This window comes from Actinophytocola sp. (assembly GCF_035712165.1).
GTDB lineage: Bacteria > Actinomycetota > Actinomycetes > Mycobacteriales > Pseudonocardiaceae > DASYTH01.
The window spans coordinates 1-10,550 of the sequence record NZ_DASTBH010000464.1; the positions used below are offsets into that span (position 1 = coordinate 1).

Genomic DNA, 10,550 nt, shown 5'->3' on the forward strand with positions numbered 1-10,550 from the left:
AGCGGCAGGTAGTACCGCGGCGGCAGGCTGGTCTCGAACAGGATGCGCGGCGCGTGGGAGTCGGCCACCCGCACCCCGTCCACCTCGACCACCACGTGCCGGCTGCTGGCCAGGATGTCGACCCGCTTGTACGGGTCGCGGGGATGCACGTAGACCGGCTCGTCCTCCTCGAACCACTCGTCCATGGCGGCCCACTCGATCCGGACCAGGTCGCGCAGCTCGGGAATCGGCGAGTCGCGGTAGCCCACCGCCGCCGCTCGGGCCACCCGCCCATCGACCACCACGTCGTAGCCGGTGCCCGCACCGCGGCTGGGGGAGTGGCTGGTCTGCCCGGTCGCCTCGAGCTTCGCGGTCAGGTCGGCGACCGGCAGGTAGTAGGTGGGGTAGTAGGGCTTCTCCCATACCAGCACCGGCCGCGCGGTGTCGGCCACCAACCGCCCGGCCAGATACACCCGCACCCGCTTGGGACTCGTCTCGACCCTGACCCGGCCCCGGTTCGCCTCGCTCATCGTCGCCCTCCCAACTCGGCGATCGCGACGCTACCCCGCCTGGCACGTATCAGCGGCGTGCCGAACCCGCTCCGTCGAGCAACCTCCATGTCCTCGGCGTGCGGCGCAACCCCGACACATCCGCGACCACATCGCGAAGTCCCTAGTACTACTGGATGTCCGACTCCGGCGGTGCGTGCTGATGATGGTGCTGGCGTTCGACGTCGGCCACGCCGGGAACGGACTGCAGGGCGTCGAGCGAGTCGGGGGCGGCGGAGCCGGTGACCATGCCGACGGTGTCCAGGACGCCGTCCACCCGCATGCCGGCCGCGCGCAGGCCGGCGACCACCTCGTCGATCCCGTCGAGGTGGTCGTCGGCGACGGATACCACGATGCCGACCGGTTGGCCGTCCGTGCGATGCACGGACCCATCCTGGCCGAATCAGGGTGCCTGGACCAGGCCTGCCCCGACATCCGTGCTGGGCAGCCGAACCCGCCTGGCGGTCTGGGCCAGGCGCGCCCACAGCTCGTAGCCGCGCGCGCCGCTGGCCTGCGCGATCAGCGCGGCCACCCCGGCCACGTGCGGCGTGGCCATGCTGGTGCCACTGATCCGCCGGTGCCCCAACGGAACCGGCCAGCTCGAGTACACGTCCACGCCCGGCCCGGCGACGTCCACCGCGCCGACGTTGTCCACGGTGCCGCAGGAGAAGTCGGCCAGCATCAGCTTCACGTCCAGCGCGCCGACCGCCAGGATCGACGGGCAGTTCGCCGGGTGGCCGACCGGCGAGACCAGACCGGCCGACCGGCTGCTCTCGTTGCCGGCCGCGGCGATGATCAGAGTGCCGCGGTCCAGCGCGCGCAGGGCGACCCGCTCGAAGGTCCGGGAGTACGGCTGGCCCGGCCGGGTCGCCGCGCCCAGCGACATGGAGATCACCGCGCAGCCGTTGCTGATCGCCCAGGAGATGCCGGCCAGGATGCCGCCGTCCGCTCCGGAACCCTGGTCGGACAGCACCTTGCCCGCGTAGATCTCCGCCTCGTAGGCCACCCCGTAGCCGGGACCGTCGGCCACCTCGCGCGGCCCGCAGGACGTGCCGACGCAGTGCGTGCCGTGGCCGTGGCCGTCCTGCACCTCCTGGCCCTGCACGAACGAGTTGGACACGATGGTGCGGCCGGCCAGGTCGGGGTGCCCGAGGTCGAGCCCGGTGTCCAGCACGGCGACCCGGATGCCCTTGCCGGTGGCGGTGCTGTTCGGCGCGCCGACCGCCTGCAGCCCCCAGGTGAACATGGTCTCGTCGATCGCGGCCTGCTCCGCGACGGCCGGCGCGGCCGGCTCGATCGCGTGCACGATCCGCTCCGGCTCGATCAACGCGATCGGACCGGGCTCGGCGGCCGCCCGAGCCAGCTCCCGGACCTGGTCGTGGTCCGCGGTCACCACGGCCACGCCCAACTCGTGCAGGACCATGCCGTCCAGGTCCGGCGCCGGCGCGACCGGTGTGGCACCGGCGTCGGCGGTGCTCCAGGTCCGGATCCCGGCGCGGTCGGCCAGCTCCCGCGTCCCCGCAGCGACTGCGTCGTCCTCCAGCAGCACTAGATACCGGCCTGTGGTGCCGGCGGCGGCCGCTTGCGTCATCTTCTCCACCCTCTTCGACTCGCGAAACGAGCCCTCGCGTCTGTTATTCGTCCCATCGGCCGGTCCGCGGATGGTGTGACGGGCGCCACATACTTTCCCGCTGGCGGAGTAGTTCGCCGGATGCCCACGGTGATCACCGGATGGGACCACTCCCGGCTCGTGGACCTCGGCGTTTACTGTCGAGATATGCAGACCTGGCAATCCGTTCCGGTGCCGCACGTGCCCGGGCCGCCGCGACCGCTGCGGCTGTACGACACCGCCTCCCGGGAGATCCGACCGACCACGCCCGGACAGATCGCCACGATGTACGTGTGCGGGATCACCCCGTACGACGCGACACACCTCGGCCACGCCGCCACCTACCTGGCCTTCGACCTCGTGCACCGGGTGTGGCTGGACAACGGGCACGAGGTGCACTACGTGCAGAACGTCACCGACGTGGACGATCCGCTGCTGGAGCGGGCCGCGCGGGACGCCGCCGACTGGGTGGTGCTCGCCATGCGGGAGACCGCGCTGTTCCGGGAGGACATGGAGGCGTTGCGGATCCTGCCGCCGCGCGAGTACATCGGCGCGGTCGAGGCGATCCCGGAGATCACCGAGGTGGTGGCCAAGCTGCTGGCCGGCGGGGTGGCCTACCGGGTCGGCGACGAGTCCTACCCGGACGTCTACTACGACCACGCCGCGACCCAGTGGTTCGGCTCGGAGTCCAACTACGACGAGCCGACCATGCTGGCGCTGTTCGCCGAGCGCGGCGGCGATCCGGACCGGCCGGGCAAGCGGCACCCGCTGGACCCGCTGCTGTGGCGGATGGCCCGGCCCGGCGAGCCGAGCTGGGACAGCGAGCTCGGCGCGGGCCGCCCCGGGTGGCACGTGGAGTGCAGCGTGATCGCGCTCAACCGGCTGGGCATGGGGTTCGACGTGCAGGGTGGCGGCTCCGACCTGATCTTCCCGCACCACGAGTACAGCGCCGCCCACGCCGAGGCGCTGACCGGGCAGCACCCGTTCGCCCGGCACTACGTGCACGCCGGGATGATCGGGCTGGACGGCGCGAAGATGTCCAAGTCGCGCGGCAACCTGGTGTTCGTGTCCAAGCTGCGCGGCGACGGCGGGGGAGTCGACCCGATGGCGGTGCGGCTGGCCCTGCTCTCCGGGCACTACCGGACCGACCGCGAGTGGACCCCCGCCCTGCTGGAAGCGGCCACGTCCCGCCTGGCCGACTGGCGTTCGGCGCTGACCGCGCCGGCGGGCCCGCCGGCCGCCGACACCATCGCCCGGCTGCGCACCCACCTGTCCGACGACCTGGACACGCAGCGGGCGCTGCTGGCCGTGGACGCCTGGGTGAGCGAGGCCCGTTCCGGGCGCGGCGCGGACCCGGACGCGCCCGGCCGGCTGCGCGCCGCCGTCGACGCGTTACTCGGCGTTTCGGTGTAGGGCGAACGGCACGACCAGGACCAGCAGCGCGGCCGGCACGAGGAAGGCCGCCGCCGGAGAGGCGTGATAGACCGGGGTGAACACCACCGGGGCGAGAGCCAGCCCGAAGAACCGGAACGCCTGCACCACCGAGATCGCCCCGGAGCGGTTCGCCCCCTCGCCGGAGAGCACCATCGCGTTCACGCCGACCAGCAGGAACTGCGCGGCGACGCCGGCCAGCGCCCACAGCACGGCCACCCCGGCGACCGAGGGCAACAGCCCGACCAGCGCCACCGGCACCGCCCCGGCCAGCGCACCGACCATCGCCGAGGTCCGGCCGCCGATCCGGTCGATCAGGTGGCCGACCCGGCGGGCGCAGAGCAGCCCGAGCACGCCGAACCCGGTCAGCAGCAGTCCGCGCGCCCCGGCGCCGAGCCCGAAGTCGTCCTCGACCCGGAACGCCACCAGGAACGACACCCCGCCCAGGCAGGCCCAGCCGACCAGCACGGCCACGCCCAGCCGGAGCACGGCCGGCCGCCACGCCGAGCGCAGCCGGACCGGTTCGCTCGCGCCGGCGCGCTCCTGGCCCGGCATGCCGGCCACCGCCAGGGCCAGCGCGACCAGCGCCACGCCGAGGAAGGCCAACCGCCAGGTGACCTCGGCCGCGAGACCGCCGAACAGCGGCGCGCTGGTCTGCCCGGCCGCCTGCATCGAGGAGAACAGGCCCAGCGCCCGGCCCAGCCGATGCCTCGGGGTGCTGGCGGCGACCGCGACCAGCAGCAGCGGCGTGGTGAACGCGTTGGCCGCGCCCTGCAGCACCCGGCCGGCCAGGAACAGCGGAAACCAGGCCGACACCGCGCACAGCAGCGACGAGACCACGTACACCAGGTAGGCGGCGCGCACGCTGCGCCGCGCTCCCCAGCGCGAGCCCAGCGTGCCGGACACCAGCATCAACCCGGCGAACGGCACCAGGTAGGCGGTCAGCGAGGCGGCCGCGGCCGACGGCGACACCCCGAAGTCCGCGCCCAGTTCGGGCAGCATCGCCACGGTGACCCCGCCGCCGAACGGACCGAGGAACCCGCCGGCGTACAGGCCTGTTCGGGCGACCTGGGCCCGGGTCAAACTCCGGACTGCCCGGACCCGCCGATCGTCGGGCCACCCGGACGCCGGCGGCGCAGGTAGCGCTCGAAGTCGGCGGCGATGGCGTCCCCGCTGGTCTCGTTGAGGGCGGTCTCCGCGTCGCCACGCTCCTCGAGGGCCCGCACGTAGTTGCGCACGTCCTCGTCCTCGTCGGCCATCTCGGTGACCGTGCGCTGCCACTCCTCGGCCTGCTCGGGCAGCCCGCCGAGCGGCACCTCCATGTCCAGCACCTCTTCCACCCGGTGCAGCAGCGCCAGCGTGGCCTTCGGGGAGGGCGGCTGGGACACGTAGTGCGGCACCGCCGCCCAGATCGAGATCGCCGGGACGCCGGCCTGCACGCACGCGTCCTGCAGCACCCCGACGATCCCGGTAGGCCCCTCGTAGCGGGAGCGCTCCAGCCCGAAGTGCGCCGCCGACGCCGCGTCGTAGGCGGTGCCGGTGACCGGCACCGGCCGGGTGTGCGGCGTGTCGGCGAGCAGCGCACCCAGCGTCACCACGGTGGTCACCCCGAGCCGGTCGACGTGGTGGAGCAGTTCGCCGCAGAACTTGCGCCAGCGCATGTTGGGCTCGATGCCGTGCATCAGCACCACGTCCCGGTCCGCTCCGGGCGGGCGGCACACCGACAGCCGGGTGGTCGGCCACTCGACCCGGCGGGTGATCCCGTCCACCATGCGGACTGTGGGCCTGGTCACCTGGAAGTCGTAGTAGTCGTCCGGGTCGATGTCCACCAGCGGAGTGGCGTCCCAGGTGAGCTGGAGGTGCTCGATCGCCGTACTGGCGGCGTCGCCGGCGTCGTTCCAGCCCTCGAACGCGGCGACCATCACCGGCTCGACGAGCGGTGGGTGGGCGGGCTCGAGTTCGGATTCAGCCGGGCTGCGCATGTCCGGATCGGTCACCGGGTAAGCCTACGACCCGATCGGGTTTGCTGGAGATCGTAGGCTGGGACCATGCCAGACAAGCCTGAATCGGCCCTGCTCACCGCTCTTGACCATGGTGTGTTGGTGGCCGACGGTGCGATGGGTACCGCGTTGCAGTCCGTGTCGTTGTCGCTGGCCGACTTCGCCGGGCTGGAGGGCTGCAACGAGATCCTGAACGTGACCCGCCCGGACGTGGTGCGGGCCGTGCACCGGGGCTACTTCGAGGCCGGGTCGGACGCGGTGGAGACCAACACCTTCGGCGCGAACCTGACCAACCTGGGCGACTACGACATCGCCGACCGCATCTTCGAGCTGTCCGAGGCGGGCGCACGCCTCGCCCGCGAGGTGGCCGACGAGTTCAGCACCCCGGACCGGCCGCGGTTCGTGCTGGGCGCGATGGGGCCGGGCACCAAGTTGCCCACTCTCGGTCACATCGCGTTCACGGCGCTGCGCGACGCGTACACCGAGGAGGTGCGCGGGCTGCTGGCCGGCGGTGTGGACGCGGTGATCGTGGAGACCGCGCAGGACATCCTGCAGGCGAAGTCCGCGATCATCGGGGCGCACCGGGCGATGGCCGCCGAGGGCCGCACCGTGCCGGTCATCATGCAGGTGGCGGTGGAGACCACCGGGACGATGCTGCTCGGCACCGAGATCGGCGCGGCGCTGGCGGCGCTGGAGCCGCTCGGGGTCGACCTGATCGGGCTGAACTGCTCGACCGGTCCGGCCGAGATGAGCGAGCACCTGCGCACGCTGGCCAAGCACTCCCGGATCCCGCTGTCCGTCATGCCCAACGCCGGTCTGCCGATCCTGGGCCCGAACGGCGCGGTGTACCCGCTGGGTCCGGACGAACTGGCCGAGGCGCTGCGCACGTTCGTGCGGGAGTTCGGCGTGCGGCTGGTCGGCGGATGCTGCGGCTCCACCGCCGACCATGTCCGGGCGATCGTCGAGGCGCTGCGGGACCTGGCCCCGGCCACCCGCCGGCCGCGCGCCGAGCCCGGCGTCTCCTCGCTGTACCAGGCGGTCCCGTTCGAGCAGGACGCCTCGGTGCTGGTGATCGGGGAGCGCACCAACGCCAACGGCTCGAAGGCGTTCCGCGAGGCCATGCTCGAGGGCCGGTACGAGGACTGTGTCGAGATCGCCCGGGCGCAGACCCGCGACGGCGCGCACCTGCTCGACCTCTGCGTGGACTACGTGGGCCGGGACGGCGCCGAGGACATGGCCGAACTGGCGGCCCGGTTCGCCACCGCGTCCACGCTGCCGATCATGCTGGACTCGACCGAGCCGGAGGTGATCCGGGCCGGGCTGGAGCGGCTGGGAGGCCGGTGCGCGGTCAACTCGGTGAACTACGAGGACGGCGACGGCCCCGGGTCCCGGTTCCAGCGGACCATGGAACTGGTCCGGGAGCACGGCGCCGCGGTCGTCGTGATGTGCATCGACGAGGAGGGCCAGGCCCGTACCGCGGACAACAAGATCCGGATCGCCAGCCGGATCATCGACGACCTGGTGCGCGACTGGGGGATGCGGGTCTGCGACATCATCGTGGACACGCTGACCTTCCCGATCACCACCGGGCAGGAGGAGGTCCGCCGCGACGCGATCGAGACGATCGAGGCGATCCGCGAGCTCAAGCGGCGCTACCCGGAGGTCCAGACCACGCTGGGCGTCTCGAACGTCTCCTTCGGACTCAACGCCGCCGCCCGCCAGGTGCTCAACTCGGTGTTCCTGCACGAATGTGTGCAGGCCGGGCTGGACACCGCGATCGTGCACGCGTCGAAGATCCTGCCGATGGCCCGGATTCCGGACGAGCAGCGCGCCGTGGCCCTGGACCTGGTCTACGACCGCCGGCGGGATGGCTACGACCCGTTGCAGCGGTTGATGGAGCTGTTCGAGGGCGCCACGGTGTCCTCGTCGAAGGCGTCGCGGGCCGAGGAGTTGGCGGCGCTGCCGCTGTTCGAGCGGTTGGCCCGGCGCATCGTCGACGGTGAGCGCAACGGCCTGGAAGCGGACCTGGACGCCGCGCTCGAGCAGCGGCCGGCGTTGGAGATCATCAACGACACGTTGTTGTCCGGGATGAAGACGGTGGGCGAGCTGTTCGGTTCCGGGCAGATGCAGTTGCCGTTCGTGCTGCAGTCGGCCGAGGTGATGAAGACCGCCGTGGCGCATCTGGAGCCGCACATGGAGAAGTCCGACGACGGCGGCAAGGGCCGGATCGTGCTGGCCACGGTCAAGGGCGACGTGCACGACATCGGCAAGAACCTGGTGGACATCATCCTGTCCAACAACGGCTACGAGGTGGTCAACCTCGGCATCAAACAGCCGATCACCACGATCCTGGACGCCGCCCAGGAGCACCGGGCGGACGTGATCGGGATGTCCGGGCTGCTGGTCAAGTCCACGGTGATCATGAAGGAGAACCTGGAGGAGATGAACTCGCGCGGGATGGCCGCGCGCTGGCCGGTGCTGCTCGGCGGCGCCGCGCTCACCCGGGCCTACGTGGAGAACGACCTCACCGAGATGTACCTCGGTGAGGTCCGCTACGCCCGGGACGCGTTCGAGGGTCTGCGGCTGATGGACGCGATCATGGCGGCCAAGCGCGGCGAGTCCCCGCTGGTCGACCAGGAGCTCAAGGCCAGGGCCGACGAGCGGCGCGCCCGCCGGGAACGGTCGCTGCGCATCGCCGAAGCCCGCAAGGCCGCCGAACCGGCCGACGACGCGCCGCAGCCGGCGCGCTCGGACGTCGCCACCGACGTGCCGGTTCCGACGCCGCCGTTCTGGGGCGACAAGGTGATCAAGGGCGTGGCGGTCGCGGACTACGCGGCGCTGCTCGACGAGCGGGCCACGTTCCTGGGCCAGTGGGGGCTGCGCGGGGCGCGCGGCGGCGCCGGCCCGAGCTACGAGGAACTGGTGGAGACCGAGGGTAGGCCTCGGCTGCGCAGCTGGATCGACCGGCTGACCACCGACGGCATCCTGCATCACGCCGCCGTCGTCTACGGCTACTTCCCGTGTGTGGCCGAGGGCAACGACCTGGTCGTGCTGACCGAACCCACGGTGGACGCGGCGGAGCGGACCCGGTTCACCTTCCCCCGGCAGCGCCGGGAGCGGCGGCTGTGCCTCGCCGACTTCTTCCGGCCCCGGGAGTCCGGCGAGGTGGACGTGGTGGCGTTCACCCTGGTGACCATGGGCCAGCCGATCGCCGACTTCGCGCAGGAGCTGTTCCAGAACAACAGCTACCGGGACTACCTGGAGGTGCACGGGCTCGGCGTGCAGCTCACCGAGGCGCTGGCCGAGTACTGGCACCTGCGCATCCGGGAGGAGCTGCGGTTCGCGTCCGGCGCGTCGGTGGCCGCCGAGGACCCGGCCGATGTCGAGGAGTTCTTCAAGCTCGGCTACCGGGGCGCCCGGTTCTCGCTGGGCTACGGCGCCTGCCCGAACCTGGCGGACCGCACCAAGATCGTCGACCTGCTGCGTCCGGAGCGGATCGGGGTGAAGCTGTCCGAGGAGTTCCAACTGCACCCCGAACAGTCCACCGACGCGATCGTGCTGCACCACCCCGAAGCGAAGTACTTCAATACGTGAGCGAGCTTGCGAGCGAACCATCGAACACTGCCGTGCCGCCGAGCTTGCGAGGCGGCAGGGTTTTGACGCTGCTGCCCGCCGCCGTCCTGTGGGACATGGACGGAACCCTGCTGGACTCCGAGAAACTGTGGGACGTGCCGCTGTTCGAGCTGGCCGAACGTCTCGGCGGCCAACTCTCCGCGGCCACCCGCGCCGCCATGGTCGGCAGCAACGTCCCCACCACGCTGGACCTGCTGTTCGGCGACGTCGGCGTCGTTCCCGACGCGGAGGAACGCGCCGAGGCCGCCCGCTGGATCGACAAGCGGATGGCCGAACTGCTCGCCGGCGACCCGCCCTGGCAGCCGGGCGCCCGCGCCGCGCTGGACCTGGTGCGTGCCACCGGCCTGCCCACCGCCCTGGTGACCTCCACCGAGCGCGCCCTCACCGAGATCGCCCTGGACACCATCGGCCGGCACTATTTCGACGTCACCATCTGCGGCGACGAGGTGCACGGCCGCAACAAACCCCTGCCCGACCCCTACCTGACCGCCGCCCGCCGCCTGGCCGTCGACCCCGCCCACTGCCTGGCCATCGAGGACTCACCCACCGGCGTCACGTCCGCCACCGCCGCCGGCTGCACCGTCCTGGTCGTCCCCAGCGAAGTCCCCGTCCCCCCAGGCCCCCGCCGCACCTTCCGCGACTCCCTGGCCAACCTCACTCTGGCCGACCTCGAGGCGGCCTTCACCTGACCCGCACAACCTCCGCCCGAACCCCGGGCAACTGATGAAAGGCGGCGGCCTGATCAGCCGTGATCAAGGTGCGCCCGGTGGCGCAGGCAGTTGCCGCGATGATCAGATCGAAGGACCCGCGTGGTCGCCCAACCCGGGAGACGTGCGCCAGCAGCATGGCGTGCGACCGGGCAACCTCCAACGTGTACGCCTCGATCGGCAGCACGGCGAAGATCCCCTCGATGCGTACGGCGCGTTCGTCCCGGCGATGGTCATCGGTCCGCTCGACACCGAGCAGCAACTCGGTTGCGGTGATCGCGGCGACTGCCGGGTCATCATGGCCGATCACGGATCTGAGCTCGAGTTTGTGCTTCTCCGACGCGACGAGAACGCTGGTGTCGAGGATCACTCGTCGGCCCACGGCCACTTCCGCTCCCGGTCGTCCATCAGTTCGCGGTTCTCGCGGATCACCCGTTCCAGGTCCGCGCCGAAGTCCGGGTCGGCCGGATATCGCTCCATGACTTCCGCCAGCCGGTCGGCCACGGAGAGTCGTTCCGGGACGATGCGCGCGACCGGGCGCCCGTCCTTGGTGACCAGAACGACCTCGCCGTGTTCGACCTCATCGAGCACCGCGTCGAAGTTCTGCGCGGCCTCGGTCGTGGTCATGGAACGCATGTGATCA

Annotated in this window: 10 protein-coding genes; 3 read left to right on the forward strand and 7 right to left on the reverse strand. The window is 71.8% G+C overall.

Annotation, left to right across the window (positions count from 1 at the left end):
- From VFO68_RS25995 to VFO68_RS26005, 3 genes are all read right to left on the reverse strand, one after another.
- Positions 1-509 (reverse strand): DUF427 domain-containing protein (locus VFO68_RS25995; protein ID WP_325161010.1); only part of this gene is annotated, 509 nt, incomplete at its 3' end.
- A 148-nt stretch (positions 510-657) separates the two neighbouring features.
- Positions 658-912 carry a hypothetical protein gene (locus VFO68_RS26000; RefSeq protein WP_325161011.1) on the reverse strand — a complete coding sequence of 85 codons (255 nt, stop codon included), beginning with the start codon at positions 910-912 and terminating at the stop codon, positions 658-660.
- Between the two features lie 18 nt (positions 913-930).
- On the reverse strand, positions 931-2,118 hold the full coding sequence (locus VFO68_RS26005; protein WP_325161012.1) for a S8 family peptidase: 1,188 nt from the start codon (positions 2,116-2,118) through the stop codon (positions 931-933).
- Between the two features lie 186 nt (positions 2,119-2,304).
- Here VFO68_RS26005 and mshC point away from each other — a divergent pair, with 186 nt between their 5' ends.
- Positions 2,305-3,549 carry a cysteine--1-D-myo-inosityl 2-amino-2-deoxy-alpha-D-glucopyranoside ligase gene (gene mshC, locus VFO68_RS26010; protein WP_325161013.1) on the forward strand — a complete coding sequence of 415 codons (1,245 nt, stop codon included), beginning with the start codon at positions 2,305-2,307 and terminating at the stop codon, positions 3,547-3,549.
- On the opposite strand, the gene VFO68_RS26015 is transcribed toward mshC, so the two are convergent.
- Both VFO68_RS26015 and VFO68_RS26020 read right to left on the reverse strand, forming a co-directional pair.
- The gene (locus VFO68_RS26015) at positions 3,529-4,650 is read right to left on the reverse strand and encodes an MFS transporter (protein ID WP_325161014.1); all 1,122 of its coding nucleotides are present in this window, start codon (positions 4,648-4,650) and stop codon (positions 3,529-3,531) included. The two genes, mshC and VFO68_RS26015, sit on opposite strands and share 21 nt — an antisense overlap.
- Complete coding sequence (locus VFO68_RS26020) at positions 4,647-5,564, reverse strand: PAC2 family protein (protein WP_414635572.1); 918 nt, start codon at positions 5,562-5,564, stop codon at positions 4,647-4,649. Before VFO68_RS26020 ends, VFO68_RS26015 begins: the two co-directional genes overlap by 4 nt.
- A gap of 51 nt (positions 5,565-5,615) precedes the next feature.
- Between VFO68_RS26020 and metH the strand changes: the two genes are divergently transcribed.
- Together metH and VFO68_RS26030 are read left to right on the forward strand one after the other, a co-directional pair.
- Positions 5,616-9,161 (forward strand): methionine synthase, encoded by a 3,546-nt coding sequence (metH, locus tag VFO68_RS26025; protein WP_325161015.1) that lies wholly within the window; start codon positions 5,616-5,618, stop codon positions 9,159-9,161.
- A 62-nt stretch (positions 9,162-9,223) separates the two neighbouring features.
- On the forward strand, positions 9,224-9,889 hold the full coding sequence (locus tag VFO68_RS26030) for an HAD family phosphatase (protein ID WP_325161016.1): 666 nt from the start codon (positions 9,224-9,226) through the stop codon (positions 9,887-9,889).
- Here the strand turns inward: VFO68_RS26030 and VFO68_RS26035 are convergent.
- On the reverse strand, positions 9,882-10,277 hold the full coding sequence (locus VFO68_RS26035) for a PIN domain-containing protein (RefSeq protein WP_325161017.1): 396 nt from the start codon (positions 10,275-10,277) through the stop codon (positions 9,882-9,884). The two genes, VFO68_RS26030 and VFO68_RS26035, sit on opposite strands and share 8 nt — an antisense overlap.
- On the reverse strand, positions 10,274-10,550 hold a 277-nt coding region (locus VFO68_RS26040; RefSeq protein ID WP_325161018.1), incomplete at its 5' end, for a type II toxin-antitoxin system prevent-host-death family antitoxin. The genes VFO68_RS26035 and VFO68_RS26040, both read right to left, overlap by 4 nt.

Excerpts from the sequence above, each read along its gene's own strand:
- VFO68_RS26005 (WP_325161012.1), bottom strand. The coding sequence starts at position 2,118 with ATGACGCAAGCGGCCGCCGCCGGCACCACAGGCCGGTATCTAGTGCTG.
- metH (WP_325161015.1), top strand. The coding sequence starts at position 5,616 with ATGCCAGACAAGCCTGAATCGGCCCTGCTCACCGCTCTTGACCATGGT.
- mshC (WP_325161013.1), top strand. The coding sequence starts at position 2,305 with ATGCAGACCTGGCAATCCGTTCCGGTGCCGCACGTGCCCGGGCCGCCG.